This window comes from Leeuwenhoekiella palythoae (assembly GCF_020310025.1).
Taxonomy (GTDB): Bacteria; Bacteroidota; Bacteroidia; order Flavobacteriales; family Flavobacteriaceae; genus Leeuwenhoekiella; species Leeuwenhoekiella palythoae.
This window is the reverse complement of record NZ_CP084318.1, coordinates 1,669,604-1,688,570: the sequence shown is the minus strand read 5'-3', so window position 1 is coordinate 1,688,570 and position 18,967 is coordinate 1,669,604. Positions and strand designations below refer to the sequence as shown.

Annotated in this window: 16 protein-coding genes; 13 read left to right on the top strand and 3 right to left on the bottom strand. The window is 39.1% G+C overall.

Annotated elements, in window-relative coordinates; all coding sequences use genetic code 11:
* Positions 1 to 36: 36 nt before the first annotated feature.
* The 3 genes from mnmG (at position 37) to LDL79_RS07100 (ending at position 3,602) form a co-directional block, all read left to right on the top strand.
* On the top strand, positions 37 to 1,914 hold the full coding sequence (gene mnmG / locus LDL79_RS07110) for a tRNA uridine-5-carboxymethylaminomethyl(34) synthesis enzyme MnmG (RefSeq protein WP_225599714.1): 1,878 nt from the start codon (positions 37 to 39) through the stop codon (positions 1,912 to 1,914).
* Positions 1,915 to 1,968: 54 nt separating this feature from the next.
* Complete coding sequence (locus LDL79_RS07105; RefSeq protein ID WP_225599713.1) at positions 1,969 to 2,823, top strand: class I SAM-dependent methyltransferase; 855 nt, start codon at positions 1,969 to 1,971, stop codon at positions 2,821 to 2,823.
* A 203-nt stretch (positions 2,824 to 3,026) separates the two neighbouring features.
* Positions 3,027 to 3,602, top strand: a complete 576-nt coding sequence (locus LDL79_RS07100) for an OmpH/Skp family outer membrane protein (RefSeq protein ID WP_225599712.1) — start codon at positions 3,027 to 3,029, stop codon at positions 3,600 to 3,602.
* A 47-nt stretch (positions 3,603 to 3,649) separates the two neighbouring features.
* On the opposite strand, the gene LDL79_RS07095 is transcribed toward LDL79_RS07100, so the two are convergent.
* The gene (locus tag LDL79_RS07095) at positions 3,650 to 4,798 is read right to left on the bottom strand and encodes a DNA polymerase III subunit (protein WP_225599711.1); all 1,149 of its coding nucleotides are present in this window, start codon (positions 4,796 to 4,798) and stop codon (positions 3,650 to 3,652) included.
* Positions 4,799 to 4,937: 139 nt separating this feature from the next.
* Between LDL79_RS07095 and LDL79_RS07090 the strand changes: the two genes are divergently transcribed.
* The 3 genes from LDL79_RS07090 to LDL79_RS07080 all read left to right on the top strand — a co-directional run bounded on the left by LDL79_RS07090 (position 4,938) and on the right by LDL79_RS07080 (position 8,803).
* A complete protein-coding gene (locus LDL79_RS07090) occupies positions 4,938 to 6,125 on the top strand; it encodes a phosphoglycerate kinase (protein WP_225599710.1) in 1,188 nt (395 codons plus the stop codon).
* An 85-nt stretch (positions 6,126 to 6,210) separates the two neighbouring features.
* A complete protein-coding gene (locus tag LDL79_RS07085; protein ID WP_225599709.1) occupies positions 6,211 to 7,809 on the top strand; it encodes a lytic transglycosylase domain-containing protein in 1,599 nt (532 codons plus the stop codon).
* Between the two features lie 19 nt (positions 7,810 to 7,828).
* Positions 7,829 to 8,803, top strand: a complete 975-nt coding sequence (locus tag LDL79_RS07080) for a DUF4837 family protein (RefSeq protein WP_167598405.1) — start codon at positions 7,829 to 7,831, stop codon at positions 8,801 to 8,803.
* 71 nt (positions 8,804 to 8,874) lie between these two features.
* Here the strand turns inward: LDL79_RS07080 and LDL79_RS07075 are convergent, their stop codons facing one another.
* Entirely contained in the window at positions 8,875 to 9,081 is a 207-nt protein-coding gene (locus LDL79_RS07075) for a Sec-independent protein translocase subunit TatA/TatB (protein ID WP_072980907.1), read from the bottom strand.
* A gap of 119 nt (positions 9,082 to 9,200) precedes the next feature.
* Between LDL79_RS07075 and LDL79_RS07070 the strand changes: the two genes are divergently transcribed.
* The 7 genes from LDL79_RS07070 to LDL79_RS07040 are packed head-to-tail and all read left to right on the top strand — an operon-like array spanning position 9,201 to position 17,875.
* Positions 9,201 to 10,067 carry a M23 family metallopeptidase gene (locus LDL79_RS07070; RefSeq protein ID WP_225599708.1) on the top strand — a complete coding sequence of 289 codons (867 nt, stop codon included), beginning with the start codon at positions 9,201 to 9,203 and terminating at the stop codon, positions 10,065 to 10,067.
* A complete protein-coding gene (locus LDL79_RS07065) occupies positions 10,067 to 11,560 on the top strand; it encodes a GH3 auxin-responsive promoter family protein (RefSeq protein ID WP_225599707.1) in 1,494 nt (497 codons plus the stop codon). The genes LDL79_RS07070 and LDL79_RS07065 overlap by 1 nt, the downstream gene beginning before the upstream one ends.
* An 18-nt stretch (positions 11,561 to 11,578) precedes the next feature.
* On the top strand, positions 11,579 to 13,270 hold the full coding sequence (locus tag LDL79_RS07060) for a DUF6909 family protein (protein WP_225599706.1): 1,692 nt from the start codon (positions 11,579 to 11,581) through the stop codon (positions 13,268 to 13,270).
* On the top strand, positions 13,270 to 14,214 hold the full coding sequence (locus LDL79_RS07055; RefSeq protein ID WP_225599705.1) for a hypothetical protein: 945 nt from the start codon (positions 13,270 to 13,272) through the stop codon (positions 14,212 to 14,214). Before LDL79_RS07060 ends, LDL79_RS07055 begins: the two co-directional genes overlap by 1 nt.
* Positions 14,215 to 14,248: 34 nt before the next feature.
* Positions 14,249 to 15,559, top strand: coding sequence for an MATE family efflux transporter (locus tag LDL79_RS07050; protein WP_225599704.1), 1,311 nt, complete (start codon positions 14,249 to 14,251; stop codon positions 15,557 to 15,559).
* Positions 15,559 to 16,626, top strand: a complete 1,068-nt coding sequence (locus LDL79_RS07045) for a hypothetical protein (protein ID WP_225599703.1) — start codon at positions 15,559 to 15,561, stop codon at positions 16,624 to 16,626. The genes LDL79_RS07050 and LDL79_RS07045 overlap by 1 nt, the downstream gene beginning before the upstream one ends.
* Positions 16,595 to 17,875: an O-antigen ligase family protein gene (locus LDL79_RS07040; RefSeq protein WP_225599702.1), complete on the top strand. Its 1,281-nt coding sequence runs from the start codon at positions 16,595 to 16,597 to the stop codon at positions 17,873 to 17,875. Before LDL79_RS07045 ends, LDL79_RS07040 begins: the two co-directional genes overlap by 32 nt.
* Here the strand turns inward: LDL79_RS07040 and LDL79_RS07035 are convergent.
* Complete coding sequence (locus LDL79_RS07035; RefSeq protein ID WP_225599701.1) at positions 17,856 to 18,935, bottom strand: glycosyltransferase; 1,080 nt, start codon at positions 18,933 to 18,935, stop codon at positions 17,856 to 17,858. The two genes, LDL79_RS07040 and LDL79_RS07035, sit on opposite strands and share 20 nt — an antisense overlap.
* Between the last annotated feature and the right edge of the window lie 32 nt (positions 18,936 to 18,967).

Sequence of the window (18,967 nt, the reverse complement as noted above, 5' to 3'; positions counted from 1 at the left end):
TTTTAGGAAGTGTTATTAAATGTTTCACGTGGAACAATGAGTTTTTTTGAAGATATATATGATGTAATTGTAGTTGGTGGTGGCCACGCAGGATGTGAGGCGGCTGCAGCTGCAGCAAATACTGGGAGCAAAACCTTGTTGGTTACGATGAATCTGCAAACTATTGCACAGATGTCGTGTAATCCCGCGATGGGAGGTATTGCTAAGGGTCAGATCGTTCGAGAGATTGATGCATTGGGAGGTTATAGCGGGATTGTTTCAGATAAGACCGCGATACAGTTTAAGATGCTCAATAAAAGTAAAGGACCTGCAATGTGGAGTCCACGCGTGCAAAGTGACCGTATGCGTTTCGCAGAAGAATGGCGTTTGATGCTCGAGAATACTCCTAATTTAGATTTCTATCAAGAGATGGTAAACGGTCTTTTGATCGAAGGTGATCGTGTTGCCGGGGTACGCACTTCTTTAGGAATTGAGATTAAAGGTAAATCTGTTGTACTAACCAATGGAACCTTTCTTAATGGTTTAATTCATATCGGCGAGAAACAATTTGGTGGAGGTAGAGCAGGGGAGCGAAAAGCAACTGGTATTACCGAACAGCTTGTAGATTTAGGTTTTGATTCGGGAAGGATGAAAACCGGAACGCCACCACGTGTAGATGGTAGAAGTCTTGATTTTTCAAAAATGATCGAGCAACCTGGAGATGATGATCCGCAGAAATTTAGTTACAGTGATGTGACAAAACCGCTCACAAAACAACGGTCTTGTCAAATGAGTTATACAAGTCCTGAAGTGCACAATTTATTGCGCGAAGGTTTTGACCGTTCACCTATGTTTAATGGTCGAATTAAAAGTACCGGACCTAGATATTGCCCTTCCATCGAAGACAAAATCAATCGCTTTGCTGATAAAGATCGGCATCAATTATTTGTAGAGCCTGAAGGATGGAATACTATTGAGTATTATGTAAACGGGTTTTCTACATCTTTACCGGAAGAAGTTCAGTTTAAAGCATTACGTCAGGTTGCAGGTTTTGAAAACGTTAAATTCTTTAGACCGGGTTATGCGATCGAATATGATTATTTTCCACCCACGCAATTGAAGCACACGCTAGAAACAAAACTGGTTTCTGGATTATATTTTGCCGGTCAGATTAATGGAACTACCGGTTATGAAGAAGCAGCTTCTCAAGGATTAGTTGCCGGAGTAAATGCTAGTTTAAAAGTTCAAGAAAAGGATCCGTTTATTCTAAAAAGAGACGAAGCTTATATAGGTGTTTTAGTAGATGATCTAATTACTAAAGGGACTAAAGAACCCTACCGAATGTTTACCTCGCGAGCAGAATATAGAACCTTATTACGCCAAGATAATGCTGATTCACGTCTTACACCTCGTTCTTTTGAAGTGGGATTGGCGAGTGAAGAACGTATGCGCGCTCTTGAGAAAAAGGAAGCGCAAGCAGTAAATCTTGTTGAATTTTTTAATACTACAAGTATTCAGCCGGAAGAAGCAAACCCAGTTTTGGCCGAAAAAGGAACAACTCCGATGAAGCAATCTGATAAAATGGTTAAGATTTTTAGCCGTCCTCAAATTGCTTTAGACGACATGCTTTCTTTTAAGAATGTAAAAGAATACGTCGCGGAACACGATCTGGATACTGAGGTTCTAGAGCAAGCCGAAATAAGAATTAAATATTCGGGTTATATTGAAAAGGAAAAAGCCAATGCTGATAAATTACAGCGCTTAGAGAATATTAAAATTCCAGATAATTTTGATTACAGTAAACTGAAATCTCTTTCTTACGAGGCCCGCGAAAAATTATCTAAAATTCAACCAACAACTATTTCACAAGCTTCACGTGTTAGCGGAGTATCGCCAAGTGATATTTCGGTAATGTTAGTTTACATGGGACGCTAAATTTTTAGTTCCACGTGAAACACTTTTAATTCATTTTAATAAAACGCTAATTCGTTGACTAAAAAAGCTAATCTGAATATCAAAGATTATTCTATTTCTCAAGAAGAATTTACTTTGGTTTATGATGAAGTATTAGATATGTTTTCGACTGATCCAGTTCCGGATAATTTAGGAAAGTATTACCTGAGCAAAAATTACATTTCTCATACCGATTCGAATAAAGGACTTTTTGAAAAAGTGTATCACTGGGTTAAAAATTATATGCTTAAGAAAAAAGTTAAGCTGATTTCGTCTTATGCGGAAAAGGGAACGCTTTTAGATATTGGCGCCGGAACCGGTGATTTTTTGAATCAAGCTAAAAAATCCGGTTGGGAAGTTACAGGAATAGAACCTTCGGCTGCGGCAAGAAAACGAGCTTTTGAAAAAGGGATTAATTTATTTGAAGAGGAGGCGGAAGTAGGAGAACGGAAATTTGATGTAATTACTATGTGGCATGTTTTGGAACATGTACCAGATGTAGAAAAGCAAATTGAATGGATCAAAAATCATTTATCAATTGGCGGAGTTTTGATTATAGCAGTTCCCAACTTCAATTCTTACGACGCTAAGTATTACAAAAAATTTTGGGCTGCTTGGGATGTTCCTAGACACCTGCATCATTTTTCATCCAAGAGTATCAAAACGCTTTTTGAAAAAAATGGTTTTAATTTAATGGAACGAAAACCACTGATTTTTGATTCATTCTATGTCAGTTTACTTTCCGAAAAATATAAATCTACTTCTTTAATAAAACCAGTTTCCGCTTTTATAATTGGATTGCATTCAAATTGGAGAGCACGACAGACTAAAGAATATTCTTCTATAATTTATGTCCTTAAATCAAGAAATACGCAAAATAAGACGTTTTAAGCACTTTCAAGCAACACTCCTTTGTAATGTTATTGGTTTTCTATAAAAGCGTCTAAGAACGCTTTATATTTATACAATTTTTATAGGAATTAGTGATGAACTTAAGTTTAAGTATTGATTATTGTAATACTTAAGAATTTGAGTAAAAAGAGTGCTTATCTCGAGCAACTATTTACATTTGCACCAAAATCTTAAAATCTCTTATGAAAACTAAATTGAGTCTTTTTGTAGTTGCAGTTGCATTTACTTTGGCAAGCTGTACAAAATCAAAATCTGCATTTGTAGATACACAAAAGCTTTTTGAAGAATATTCTGAAATGACAGAAGTTCAAGATAAGTATACAAAACTTACAGACGAAGTGCGTGAAGAGCTTCAACCAAAAATACAAGCATTTCAAATTAAAGTCGATCTTTATCAGAAAAACGCAAGCACTATGAGTCCGGCTGAGCGTCAGGCAAAGGAGCAGGAACTGGGAGCTTTACAACAAGAAATTCAGCAAATGCAACAAGCGCGTGGTGGTCAGATTCAGCAAGAAAGCCAAGCTGCAATAGACTCTGTCATCAGCAAGGTGCGCAAGTTTATAGATACTTATGGTGAAGAGAACGGCTATGATTTTATTTACGGTAAAAATGAAAGCGGTAACGTACTCTACGGAAACAAAGAATTAGATATCACTGATGATATTCTTAAAGCCTTGAATACTTCTTACAGTTCAGGCGAATCGACTTCGACATCTGAGGCGCAAGAAGAAGAAAACGATACGGTTTCTGCTGAATAAGCAGTGAATATTAGAATAAGTTAAAAGCAACCCGAGGGTTGCTTTTTTTATGCTTTAGTATGAAGTAGGCGGGTTAATTTAATAGATAAATCAGTAAGAACAATTTTTGCGTTGCCGTTACGCTCAATATGATAGGCGGCAGTTTGCAGCTCCTCAATGATGGCTGTTATATTGTTTCCGTGAATGAAAGGTGCAAATTTAGCGAGCTCAAATTGTGTAACCGGCTGAAGATACACCAATTGATCTGCTTTGTAATTCAGCAACATGGCTTGCCTAAAAAAATCTTCACAGTAGCCTAAAAAACTCTTTTGTGTCTCTCTTCCTTTGGAAGCAATATTTTCACTCCACGCGATTAAATCTATAATGGCTTTTTTGTTTCCGCGGGCTTTAAAAGCTGTACGTACCCAACTTACAAACCAAGTTTCAAACTCTTCTTCGTCGCTGCTATGATCTAATAGATGTAGCGCCAGGTTGTAATCACCGTGCGCTTTAATAGCTAGTTTTTTTGCCTCAGAAGGATTGCAATGGTGTGTATTTATCAGCGCTTCTTCTAAAGCTTCGGCAGCAAGTGGAGGAAAGCGCAACACTTGACACCTTGACTTAATCGTGTCTAAGATTTGATCTTCATTTTCTGCAATGAGTATAAAAACCGTTTTTTTTGGCGGTTCTTCAATAAGTTTTAAAAGCTTGTTTGATGCAGCATTATTCAACTTATCTGCCATCCAAATGATCATCACTTTAAATCCGCCTTCATATGATTTAAGCGAAAGTTTTTTTACAATATCTTGGGCTTCATCGACGCCAATTTTCCCTTGTTTTTTTTCAATCCCTATGTGTCGGTGCCAATCGTATAAGCTACCATATGGATTTTCTTGAATAAAAGCGCGCCATTCCTTAGCAAAATTGTCAGATACAGGATGTGATTTTACATTTTCATTAGGCGCTACAGGATAGGCAAAATGCAAATCAGGATGAGCAAGATGATCAAACTTGAGATTACAGGCAGATGAACCACCAGAGTTTTCGCCATCAACATTATTACAGATCAAGTATTGCGCATAGGCAAGCGCGCACGGTAAAACACCGCTACCACTAGGCCCTACAAACAATTGCGCGTGAGCAACACGACCACGATCTACACTGGTGGTGAGATGTTTTTTAATGAAATTTTGACCGAGAATTGATTGAAATTGCATTGGCCAAATATAACAGAAATGTAACGTATTTTTTGGCGCTATCCGTTATATTTGTTTGTTCAGTACTGCCTTAAATGCGGGGCTGCTTAGTAACGCAACCAACTAATAAATTATCAAAATCACAAATAATAAAGATTACATGAAAACCATCGACGATTTTAATTTTGAGAATAAAAAAGCATTAATCCGTGTAGATTTTAATGTGCCTTTAGATGATAATCATCAGGTGACAGACACTACGCGTATTGAAGCCGCAAAACCCACAATTTTAAAGGTTTTAGAAGATGGTGGATCTGCGATTTTAATGTCTCACTTAGGAAGACCAAAAAGCAACGAACCTGAATTTTCTCTAAAACATATTGTTGCCAAAGTTTCTGAAATCATTGGTGTGCAGGTAAAATTTGTTGAAAATTGTGTTGGTGCTGCTGCCGAGAAAGCTGCTTCAGAATTGGAACCAGGGGAAATTTTACTCCTAGAGAACCTACGTTATCACGATGAGGAAACCGCCGGAGACAAAGGTTTTGCAGAGCAATTGGCTCAGTTAGGAGACATTTATGTGAATGATGCCTTTGGTACAGCGCATAGAGCACACGCTTCAACGACTATTGTAGCACAGTTTTTTCCTGAAAATAAATGCTTTGGCTACCTTTTAGCAAAAGAAATCGAGAGTATTGATAAGGTGCTTAATGACAATGAGAGTCCGGTTTTAGCTATTTTAGGAGGAGCAAAAGTTTCTTCAAAAATCACCGTGATCGAGAATGTTCTTGATAAAGTTGACGATTTGATTCTTGGAGGTGGAATGGCGTATACATTTATCAAAGCACAAGGAGGTCAAATTGGGAGTTCGATCTGTGAAGATGATAAACAAGAACTTGCTTTAGATATTTTGAAAAAGGCCAAAGAAAAAAATGTAAATGTACATTTGCCGGTTGATGTTCTTGCAGCAGACAGCTTTTCAGAATTTGCGAATACGAAAGTGGAGCCTATTGACAAGATTCCTGATGGATGGCAAGGTCTTGATGCAGGACCAAAATCTTTAGAGAATTTTGCTCAGGTTGTAAAAAACAGCAAAACCATTCTTTGGAACGGACCCTTAGGTGTTTTTGAAATGGAGCCTTTTGCTAAAGGAACAATCGCACTAGGTGATGCAATCGCTGAAGCAACTAGCAATGGTACATTCTCTCTTGTTGGAGGAGGTGATAGTGTTGCTGCCGTAAAACAATTTGGCTTTGAAAATAAAGTAAGTTATGTGTCTACCGGTGGCGGCGCGATGCTAGAAATGCTTGAGGGTAAAGAACTTCCCGGTATAGCAGCTATCAAAGAATAGTATAAAATGATTTAGGCTTTCTTCCGGGCGTTTTAGATTTTAATTAAAAAATACGACTTTAGCGTTTGCATCGTTGTAAACACATATGAAAAAACGTTATTGTCTCGGTTATGCTTTTGCGATCATGACCTCGTTGGCATCTTACGCCCAGAAGAAAAACCCTAATGCAGCAACACTGCAAATTTCTCAATCCCTACCCATTGTAGATACGGTAGAACTTAAGAATCTCATGCGTGAGCTTAACAGCGCTAATGCTCACGTGGTTCAAAAAGTTCCTGAGCCTTTTCTTTTTAAAGAAGTTAAGTGGGACAGCACTTCAAAAAAACTTAACGACCGTAAATTTCCGGCTAAGGTTGACAAACTTTGGTTAGAAGAACTTACCACAAACACGCTATACGACGATATGGCGGCTTTAGTGGAAGATACAAACTACGAAGAGGTAGATTACCCTGAACTCACCACAGAAACGCTTAAAAAGCGTTTAGCAGACCTTAATGCGCGCACTCCGTTTAATGTTGAGTATAATCCTTCTTTAGAAAATGTCATTAAAGGATATTTAAAGCGACACAAACCCACGCTAGAGCGTTTAATGGGCTTGTCTCAGTTTTATTTCCCCGGGTTTGAGCAAACCTTTGATAAATACGATATGCCGCTTGAGCTTAAATATTTGGCAATCGTAGAATCGGCATTACGTCCCAGAGCTAAATCCAGAGTAGGAGCTACGGGTATGTGGCAATTTATGTTCAATACAGGAAAATTGTATGGTCTAGATATCAGTTCATATGTAGATGAGCGTATGGATCCTATTCTTTCTACCGAAGCTGCCGCACAATACTTATCTAAATTATATGAGATCTTTGGAGATTGGGATCTGGCGTTAGCAAGTTATAATTCAGGACCCGGAAATGTGAGCAAAGCCATTCGTCGCAGTGGCGGAAGAACCAATTATTGGAATATCAGACATCATCTTCCTCGCGAGACAGCAGGATATATTCCGGCATTTTTAGCAACCATGTATATTTTTGAATATGCTGAAGAACACGGCTATCATCCGGCACAACCCGATGTCAATTATTTTGAAACTGATACTATCAAGGTTAAAGAGACCATTACTTTACAGCAAGTTTCGTCTTATACCGGTGTTTCCCTTGAAGAAATTCAGTTTTTAAATCCTGCTTATAAGCTAGATGTGATCCCGTTTGTGGCAGATGAAAACTACTATTTGCGTTTACCTATCACCGCGATTGGACCTTTTGTAGCGAATGAAAACAATATTTATCAGAAAGCTAAAAAGGAATTAGAACGTGATGAAAAAACACTGCCTGAATATCTGGAAGTTCCGTCAAGCATTACTTACAGAGTGCGCAGCGGTGATTATCTAGGAAAAATTGCAGAGCGTTATGGAGTTGGTGTTTCTCAGATCAAACGCTGGAATAATTTACGCTCTAACAACTTACGTATAGGGCAGCGATTAACCTTGTATCCCAGTAAACCGTCAGCTTCAGTGACTTCATCGCAAAGCAGCTCTGGGAGTTCTCAGAAGAAATATGTGGTGCGCAAAGGAGATAGTCTATGGAAGATCGCACGCAAATTTCCCGGAGTAAGTGCAGAGAACCTTAAAGTTTGGAACGATATTAGCGGTACAAAACTCAAACCGGGAATGACCTTGGTTATAGCTAACTAACTCTAAACCTATTTATGTTATGCAAAAACTAATCCTAGCCTTTTTAATTTTTGCGCTGGTGGCTTGTAACGATAAGCCTTCAAGCAAAATCTTATCAGCTTCCTCCGGAGCCTTAAACAACCTTACTGTGGTGATGCCCAATACGATGTGGGAAGGTCCGGTAGGGGAGAGCATTCGGGAGAAACTCGCGGGGCCCATAAATGGTTTGCCACAAGTAGAGCCTATGTTTGCGATCAATCAGATGCCTGATGAAGCTTTTTCTGGCTTTATGCGAAAGCAACGTACGTTTTTAAAGATCGAGCAGGCTGATACTGCAGCTTTAGAAATTATTAAGGATGAATATGCCCGCCCGCAAACCGGAATTTTAGTAAAAGGTCCTACTGAAGAAGCGATCATTAATCTGATCAAGAAGGATAGTGCTCAAATTGTAAACACCATTAAGGAAACCGAGTTTACTGAAAAAGTTAGAAGAATTAGTCTTTCGCTTAAAGAAGATAAACCGCTCACCGAAGCTTTTGGGATCACAATGAAATTCCCTACAGCTTATCGCTATGCTAAAGAAGATGAGGACTTTTTCTGGATCAGAAAAGACATTCCTAACGGTGATATGAACATTACGGTATATGAGGTGCCTTACAATCTTATCGATCGCGACTCTAATACCATTGGTTCATTGATCAAAATGCGGGATTCTATAGGCGGAGATAACATTACTGTAAGTGAGGGTATGCGCTTTATTACCGAAGCTGCATTTGCACCTTACCTTTCTGAAACTACAATTGCAGGAAGACCGGCGTATCAAATGAATGGTATTTGGGAAGTTAAAGGGCGTTATATGGCAGGTCCCTTTGTAAACTTTACAGTTGATGATAAAGAGAATGATAGATATCTTGTGCTTGAAGGCTTTGTATTTAAACCTTCGGCGAATAAAAGAGATAATCTTTTTGAGCTGGAATCTATTTTAAGATCGGTAAAGTTTGTAGATAAGAAGTAAACGCATTACAAACCATAAAAAAAACCGCTTTAGTTTTCTAAAGCGGTTTTTTATTTCTTTTATTTCAGAACTTAAGATTTCTTTTCTTCTAAAGTTTCATCAGATTTATGAGATGCTTCCTCATCTTTAGAGGCATCTTTAAACTCTTTGATACCGCTACCAAGCCCTCTCATCATCTCCGGAATTTTCTTTCCTCCAAAAAGTAAAAGAATTACAACCACGATAAGTCCTATTTGCCAAGGCCCTACCATTCCTAAAAATATTGCTAATGCATTCATATCATGATAATTTAGATGGTAAATATAACAAGAAATCATAAGAATAGACCGTTCCTTAAGAAACTTTAGCAATAGGCATACGCCTATTAAATTTTATATTTGTTGATCGATTGACGTTTATGGCAAAATCTAAAGAAAAAAAGAAGCTAAAAAAGCGCCTGTTGCATAAATACAGGCTCCTTATTTTAAATGAAGATACTTTTGAAGAGCGCGTTTCTTTTAAACTGACGCGGTTAAACGTATTTATCGTTGTAGGTTTTTCAGTTATCATTTTAATCGCATTAACCACTTTGCTTATTGCGTATACACCGCTTCGCGAGTATATTCCCGGGTATTCTTCGGTTAAACTTAAGCGTCAGGCAACCGAGTTGATGTTTGAGACCGATTCTTTAAAACGACAACTAGACATCAATCAGCAGTATTTTGCGAGCATCAAGAAAGTGCTTACTGGTGATGTTGAGGAGGTGAATTTCAATAGAGATTCTATTTTGCTTCTAGAACCCAGAGATACTAGTGGTCTCAATATGAGGATCTCTCGAGAGGATAGTTTATTGCGAGAGCAAGTGGCCAATGAAGACCGATATAACCTATTTGAGCCTGCATCTTCAACGGTAAGTTTTTCATTATTCCCGCCCGTGAAAGGAAGCATCACAGAAGGTTTTGATGCCGAAGAAAAACACTACGGGACAGATGTTGTGGTGCCTAAAAATCAAGCGATCAAAGCGGTGGCAGACGGCACCGTTATTTTTTCTGAATGGACTGCCGAAACCGGATATGTGATCATTCTGGATCACGGCAATGATTTACTATCTGTTTATAAGCATAACGCCTCACTTACCAAAGACCAAGGAGATTTGGTAAAAGCAGGCGAAGTCATCGCAACCGCCGGCTCCACCGGAAAATTTTCAACAGGTCCACATCTGCATTTTGAATTATGGAACAGCGGTTACCCTGTAGATCCTACTAATTATATTTCGTTTGAATAATGTCTATAAAGTCGTTTTCAGCAAAAATTTTTGCAAAATACATTGTCTCAAAAACCCGGAAATGGAGCGCGAACCCGGTGGCTACACAAAAAGCGGTTTTTCAACATTTGATTAAAAATGGAGCGCAGACGCGATTTGGTCAGGATCACGATTTTCAGCACATTGATTCTTTTGAGGCGTTTGCCAAAAAAGTTCCTGTTAGAGATTATGAAGCGTTAAAGTCCTATGTGGAAGAGGCGGTTGCCGGTAAGCCAGATATTTTATGGCCCGGTAAGCCCGAATATTTTGCAAAAACGTCAGGTACAACTTCGGGAGCTAAATATATTCCGATTACCAAAGCGTCTATGCCTATGCACGTCAACGCTGCTCGGGATGCGATTTTACATTATATCGCCGAAAGCAGAAATAGCGAGTTTGTAGATGGAAAAATGATTTTCTTACAAGGAAGTCCTGAACTTCAGATCAAAAACGGCATAAAAACCGGAAGGCTTTCAGGAATTGTAGCGCATTATGTTCCCGGGTATTTGCAACAAAATCGAATGCCGAGCTGGCCAACCAACTGCATTGACGATTGGGAAGCCAAGGTTGATGCCATCGTTGAAGAAACCTTGCCAGAAAATATGACGGTCATCAGTGGAATTCCGCCGTGGGTACAAATGTATTTTGAAAAACTTCAAGAAAAAACCGGAAAGAATATAGGTGATATTTTTCCGGAGTTTAACCTCTTTATTTATGGTGGGGTCAATTATGAACCTTATCGCAAAAAGTTTGAAAATCTCATCGGTAGAAGAGTTGATAGTATTGAGCTTTATCCTGCCAGCGAAGGGTTTTTTGCCTTTCAGGATTCTCAAAAGGAAAAGGGAATGCTGTTATTGCTGAATTCTGGGATTTTTTATGAATTCATAAAAGCAGATGAATTTTTCACCGAAAACCCACAACGTTTAACCATTGGGGAGGTAGAAGCTGGCGTAAACTATGTGATGCTCATTTCTACTACTGCCGGGCTTTGGGCATACAATTTGGGAGATACTGTGATGTTTACTTCAACAAAACCGCATCGTGTAGTGGTTACAGGAAGAATTAAGCATTTTATTTCTGCTTTTGGCGAGCATGTGATAGGTAAGGAGGTAGAAGAAGCTTTAACGAGCACGGCGAGCCAATTTAAGGCACAAGTGAGTGAGTTTACGGTAGCACCGCAAATCAATCCTGATCAGGGCTTACCTTATCACGAATGGTTCATCGAATTTGATGCACCACCCGAGAATTTAGAGACATTTGCTCAAGCAATTGACCTGGCGCTCCAAGAACAAAACAGTTATTATAAAGATTTAATAACAGGAAACATTTTAAAAAGATTAGAAATCAGAGTAATTCCGCAGGGAGGTTTTACGGCATATATGAAATCAAAAGGTAAACTTGGCGGTCAAAATAAATTGCCCAGACTTGCTAACGATCGTAGTATTGCTGATGCCCTTAATCAACTTGATTTTTAAAAAAGTATATTTGATTTAATGAGTTTAATAAAACAACAAGATAGAACACGATCTCAGGAAAGCTCTGCAGCAATAGAGCGTATGTATATAACCATGCGTCACCTGTTTAACAGAGGCTTTTATAAACCTATGGGCGTTTCGGGAGAAACCCTGCGCGAAGCCTTGCTTATTTTACGCCCCGAGATCTACGGTACCATTGCAGAAGAAAAAGTTGAACTTAATGGTTTATTATATGTGATTGACCGCCTTCCGGAAGGAATAGAAGAGTGTAGATACATCAATCTTACCAGTGACGAAGGCTATAAAAATTCGCACTTTAAACCTATTGTTCCGCCAAAGCGTCGTCGTAATTGTTATCGTATTGACGATGAGCAAATGAATATAGAGATCACACGGGGCCGTTCTGAGATCTACGACATCTTGACACACCTGACGTTCTTATTTGTGGAGTCTCATAAAATTATGAAGCGCGTAGTGATCAATGAAGAAGGTCATACCACGCGCGATTGGCAAAAATTAGAGAAAGCCGTATTGACCGAAGAACCGCTTTCACAGGCGGAGCGCGAGATCGCCTTAACGCATACTGCAAACATTCTGGGGCGAACTTTTCACGAGGTTACTTCGATTTACAGCAAGTTTTCAGCGCCAAATAATGAAAAACGCTTTTTAAAGTTGGTCTATTGGTTGGGCAAGCGCGCGATTGAAGAGATAGTAGAAAGCGATAAGCGTCTGGTTACTTTTTCACCGGTTTTAAGAGAGCGTTTGGGCCATCATATTCATGGCGAAGTTTGGGCTGATTCGATCAAAAAAGAGTTGGATGCTAAAGACCTTTTACGACGCCCCATACACATCATCAGTGCCAATATGCACAGTGTGATGAATACGCTGTTTGCGCCTGTTGCTTTAGAAAAAGAAATGGCAAAAAAGTCAAATCTTGAGATTTATGAGACGTTGAGTAACGCCAGCAGCGGAAAATTGCGTGCGCGGGTTGAAAAAACAGCACAGCAACACGGAATGCTCTTTATTCCTGATCAAAGCGGGACCAATATTGATGTACAGATTTTTGATACGGCTAAGCTAGATCTAAAACAAAATAACTTTTGCTCAAAAACTTCTTATCCAGAAGGGAAGGAGCCTGTGATCATCGTGATGGATTATGCGTTTGGGGAGCAAGCCTATGAAACCATGGAAGAGCTGCTTAAACCTTATGAAGACAAGAGAGAAACGGTACATCTTGATGTTAAATCGGTTTCTATAATGGGAAAAGCCGGAATTCTCGAAGGAGGAAAAGGCGATATTATGATTCCTACTGCGCATTTATTTGAAGGTACTGCAGATAATTATCCGTTTGAAAATCAGTTGAAAAAAGAGGATCTTGATGGGCACGGAATTTCAGTTTACGACGGGGCAATGATCACGGTTTTGGGTACCTCATTGCAAAACAGAGATATTTTACGCTTTTTCTATGAAAGCACGTGGAATGTTATTGGCCTGGAGATGGAAGGCGCACATTATCAGAAAGCGATTCAAGCTGCTGCAAAATTACGCGGAAGCATTAGCGATAGCGTTAAAGTTCGCTATGCGTATTATGCTTCAGATAATCCGCTTGAAACCGGGAGCACACTGGCTTCAGGTGGTCTAGGAACTACAGGAGTTAAACCTACCTATTTGATTACCGAGCAAATTTTAGAACAGATTTTTAAAGACTAATGCCTCAGAACAATAATCAGGATATCGATGTTTTTGATCTTTTCAGAGGGCTTAAAAGCCAGATGAAAAAGCTCCTGATTTTTGGGTATCGCTTTGTCAAATTTTTACTGAGGAATAGTCTGATATTGGTAGCGCTTATTGTCTTAGGCGCTGCGGTAGGTTATGGCTTGTCAAGACTATTTAATCCGCTTAAAACTGCTGAGATTTTAGTAGCTCCTAACGTTCAAAGCACGTCTTATCTCTACGGAACAATTGAAACCCTCGACCGCAGCATTTCTGAAAATGAAGCCGATTTTGCTAGATATTTTTCCGCAGAAAAACTGAAAAAAATTGAGATCGAACCGGTTGAAGATATAACCAGTGTACTCAAAAATCTTCAAGTCTTTCCCGTAGATATAGTTCCCAGAATTTCTGAAAGTTATGATGATGAATCTAGCTTTTTTGAAAAACCCTTGTATGCACCGGCTTATGACTTGCACAAGATCGTAGTGATTGCAAAAGATACTGTTAGTGTACAAAGAATCTTAGATTATCTTGAAACAAACACTTTCCTCCAAAACAAGCGGAAAGCAGCCTATAAAAGCATAGAAACAGAAATTCAAGCCAATAGATTTTCAATCAACCAACTAGATAGTATTTTGACCGTTGTACCTTCAGCGGTTGCTCAAGACCATCGTAATCTTGCGCTACTAAATAGTGCCGAAAATAATGAGGTCAGCGCCATCATCAATTCAAAAACTAAATTGTTAGAACGCAACGCAGAGCTCGTGCAGCAACTAAAAAGTTTAGATGCTGTTTTTAAGGTTTATGGGGTGTCTAACTGGGTTGATAAGACCTCGTTGAGAAGTTTGCTGATATATATCATTCCGGTGGTACTTGTACTAATTTTTATCTTTTATCATCTCGCTTTGAGAATCCATAACCGATTGAAAGACCAGCATTAAATAACCTGCTATCCGCAACTGTTGAAATGTATTTATGGTTAAAAAACTTCAGGAATACTTCAATAGATTTAACCTGCACAATGTGCTTGGTGGTGCGCTGCGCGTTCTTATTTTACGGGTTTTGGGTGTGATTTTCCTCTTTGGAATCACACTTTATCTTACAAATTTCTATCCGGCTGAAGTCGTAGGCGCCTATGAATTTACACGTTCCTCTTTATTCTTGATCGGTGGTGTTACGCTATTAGGAACAGATCAATCCATTTTGTTTTTCTCTGGAAGGTTTTCAAAACCTGAGCAGGCAGGTACTTTGTTTCAAATCTACCTAAAAATGCTCGCGTTACTTCTGGGAGTTTCCATCGTTTTATTGGGGATCATTTTAGCAATTCCGAAAGAATATTACAATTGGTTTTTTAACGATCAGAGGTCAGGAAACTTATTGATCAAAATGGGCTTCTGCTTATTTTTTTATGCGGTCACACTCTTCAATACCGAATTTTTTAGAGCTTTTGACCTGCATGAGAAGTCGGAGTTATATCGAGGTATTTTAAAACAGTTGCCTTTTGGTTTTGGTCTGTTAATTCTTTTCCTGTTTAATAAGCACGACTATGTCGTTGAGGTTTTTTTACTGAGTTTTCTCTTCTGCGCGTTGCTCTCAGGGTTGGAGGTTTACTTAAAATATAAACGCTTGAATCCCGTAGTTTCTAGGCAAACATCCATACGATTTAAAACGGTTTTAAAAGCTACGATTCCCATTGCGATAAGTGCTTTTGGTTTTTATCTGCTCATTAGTATTGATGTCTTTTTTTTAAAGCGCTACACCAATTTTGAGACTTTAGCGTATTACGGAACTTCGATAAAAATCATCTTTTTGATCTCAACTTTAATCAATGTTATGGGTTCGTACTTATCGGTACGAATTGCCGATTTATTTGTGACCGATCAAGTCGCCTTACAAGCTGTTTTAAAAAAAGGAGTACGGGTTATTGTAGGTCTTGCATTAGGACTTTCGGTAATTTTATTTGTTTTTGCGGCAGAAATTCTTGGCGTTTTTGGTGCCGCATATCAAGAAGCCGTTCCGGCATTGCGTATATTGATCGCCGGGCATTTTATGAGTACGTTGTTTGGCGTCACTCAAGTGTATCTCAACATGACTAAAAAACAAGTGGTTTTGCAATATATCCTGATCATTGCTGTCGTAATCAACGCGATTATAAATGCGATACTTATCCCGAAATATGGGATGCTGGGAGCTGCAGTTGCTTCAGCATTTAGTGTGATATTCTGGAACGGCTGCGCTGTGGTTTGGGTCTATAAAAAAGACCGAATTAAATTGTTTTTACACTGATGAGATTGCTTATCCCAAGATCTACCTTCCTCTACCTCCTTTTAGGGCTGGTAGTTGTCGTATTGGGAGTATTGGCACCAAGTTATCTTCCCGAACGTTTCTTTTTTGATGCCATCGTTATCGCCGAAGATTTTTACAATGAAAAAGGCTTTTGGCGCAGCTACCCGGTGACGATGTTGTTTTATGATAAGACGGGTTTAGGCAGTTTACCTTTTGAACTTGTTGCAATTATTCAACTTCCTATTTTGCTTTGGGTAATTTATAAAATCGGGATTCCAGAACAGTTTGCTAAACTTACGGTACGTAATATTTTGGCCTACTCTTTAATGCTTATGCTGGCGTTTTTCATCTCAATGCCTTCCAAAGAATTTATCACCTTTCTCTTTATCGCTTGGATGCCTTGGCTATTGATCGAGCGCAGGTGGAGTCTGCGAACTACTCTTGTTTTAATCGTTTTGGGGCTTTTCTTTTTCGGTATTTGGTATCGGCCTTATTATGTTTTGATTCCCATAGTTGCAGGAGTTATTTATTTTATAACCTTGATCAATTTTAAGCGCAAGGCCCTCACAGGCATTTGCTCCGGACTACTTATGGTGATTTTTATAAGCCTTTCCTACGGAATGGTAAAAGGAGAATACCTGTCGCAAAGCACGCGCGAAGCCCTCAATGAAGAGCGTTTGGGCGAAGAGGCAACCAATTCGGTTATTATATCGCCGTTAGATACCGAAACTTGGTACGGAGAGGCCTATGGTATTCTTTATGGTTTTGCTTCGGTAAATGTACCTGTAAATGGCTTGAAACATCTATTTCGGCCTCAAATTGTACTTTTTGTCTTCTGGCAATTGATACTCTCTCTGTATTTGTTGTATTTGTTCAAAAATTGTCTCAGTAATAAAAACGCTTACCGGTATGAGCTTTGGGCGTTTTACTTCGTTTTTGCCTATTTTATCATCCAAGGTGTTTTTGAACCCGATCTAGGTTCGGCGGTTAAGCATAAAATTGGCATCTTACCATTTATTTACGTCGCATTGTATTATGATAGTTTCAGAAAGAACATACCGGTTTAGCTACAATGCGTGGCTCACAATTCTAGCCGTTTCAATTCCTTTTCGAATTCCGGCTACGGTGTTATTGATCTTGTTTGCCATGTACAATATCGTATTCTTCAACCAGCTGAAGTTTACTCAACGCCGCGTTTTTTTTATGTCTTTAATCGCTGCACCTTTCATACTCGATCTCTTGTTTTTATGGAATAACACCAGTATTGCTGAAGGCATAAAACACGGCGAAAAGCGGTTAAGTCTGCTTTTGCTTCCCTTTTTTATTTTAAGTCAAAACCACCGTTTTAATACGGTGCTTATTCTCAGATATTACGCACTGGCGACAACTGCAATTTTAAGCCTGTGTTTGATGAGGTTCGCGATAATTGAACCAGAATTATTCAGCAAATATCTTAACGGCGTTGATCTTTGGGAAATGGGTTATGCCTTCGCGCGCTCCATAAAGATGCACGCTCCGGCACTCAATATGCACGTTGCTTTTGTAGTGGTGATCAACTTTTATTATTTCAAAGAGGCTTTAGGTCAGATCAGAAAAACTCACGTGATCTGGCGCTTGGTGTTCTTTTTAATTTCAGTGATACTGTTGCTGTATATCAATACAAGACTGGCGATTGTGAATGCGTTCTTCGGAATCATTTTAATAAGTCTGGCAGATGTGCGAAAATTGAAAACAAAAGGCTTACTTAAACGGCTTGTCATCGGGGTATTCGGGTTTGCATTACTTTCCTACGGATTTGTAAAAGTCTTTCCGTACAGTATCGAAAAATTTTCGGAAGTGACTTTTGCGCACCTTGATAAGGTAGGAAAACTAGATAGCCTTAAAAATCCGGAAGCTTCTGCGTATAATGGTCTTGTAACCCGTTTGAGTATCTGGAAAACCAGTCTTGACGTAGCTTTAGAACACCCGGTGATAGGCGTAGGAGCCGCCGATGGAAAACAAGCAGTGATCAATAAATTTGAAGCAACCAATCAGCAGTTTTTAGCCAAGTATAAGTTTCCGGTGCATAATCAATTTCTTGATTTCTGGATCAAATTCGGGATTTTAGGACTGCTTGTCGTTGTGGTTTATATTGGCCTGCTTGCGTACATCGGGTTTAGCTCTCGGCAGATTTTAAGCGTATTTTTCTTTATGCTGTTTTTAACAGCAAACCTGGTGGATGATTTTCTAATACGTTTTGATGGTATCGTATTTAGCGCACTCTGGTTGTCGATTTTCACTAAAAATGCGCTGGATATTAAGCTTGATAAAGCCTAATTAGCTTTTGAAAATTCACGGCGCTGTTAAATAAAATTGCCGTGCGTTTCTTGGCAGCGTTCCCCAGTGCTATTCGTGTAGACTGATTTTTAGATTTTTTCAAAATCTGATCAAATTCGTATTCAGCATCAAAGAGGAAGCCGGTTTTTCCGGCTGCAACAATGTCTTTATTTCCAATAATATTTGTGGCGACAATGGGAATTTCCCGGGCAGAAGCTTCTAAAAGGGCAATAGGCAAACCTTCCCACAAGGAGGTCTGAAGATAAAGGTCTAATACTTCAAGCTTTTGCAAGCCTTGCTCATAGTGATTAAACCAACCGGTTACAGTAATATTGGGCGCGGTGAGTTGATGACGCAATTCACCATCACCAATCCATAAAAATTCGAGCTCAGGATGGTTTAGTGCGAGCTGATTAAAATAGGCCGGATTTCTGGCGTAGGTGATTCTGCCTAAAGTTCCTATACATTTAATTTGCGGCCGGTGTTGTTTCTCAAAGTTTGTTAGCCCCAGTTGCTGAATACCATTGCGCACTAAAAGCGCCGGACCAATTTTCTTAGCATAGCGCAATTCGGTATCGCCGCAAGCGATTAGCGTTCCGCCGGTAAGCTTCTGACTTAAAAACTCAATACTGAAAAATAAATGACGTTTTAGACTACTAATATCCTTCCGAAGAAAAGAAAATCCGTGTGGCGTGTAAAAGAGTTTAGCTTTTAAACGCGGAGAAAATAAATAGGCAAACCTACCCAAAATACCCGCTTTTGAAGAATGCAAGTGAAGCACATCAGGCTCAATTTGCTTTAAAGTAGTTTTGAGCGCTTTAAACGCCTTAAAATCTTCTTTGAAACGTATTTCGCGATGCATTGAGATACAGATCAAGCGGGTTTTAGGGTGAAAATCAGAAGCCACCTGATCGTTATTGATTTCATCTCGGTTTCCGCTATAAATCACTGTTACCTCCAGATCTGGTGCTTCGCATAAAACCTGAGTGAGGTTTTTAAAATATGTGTATACACCACCACCCAAGGCTTCCACAACGTGAACGATTTTTAATGTACTCATGAGCAGTAACTTGGGGTGTTTTAGCGCTTTTG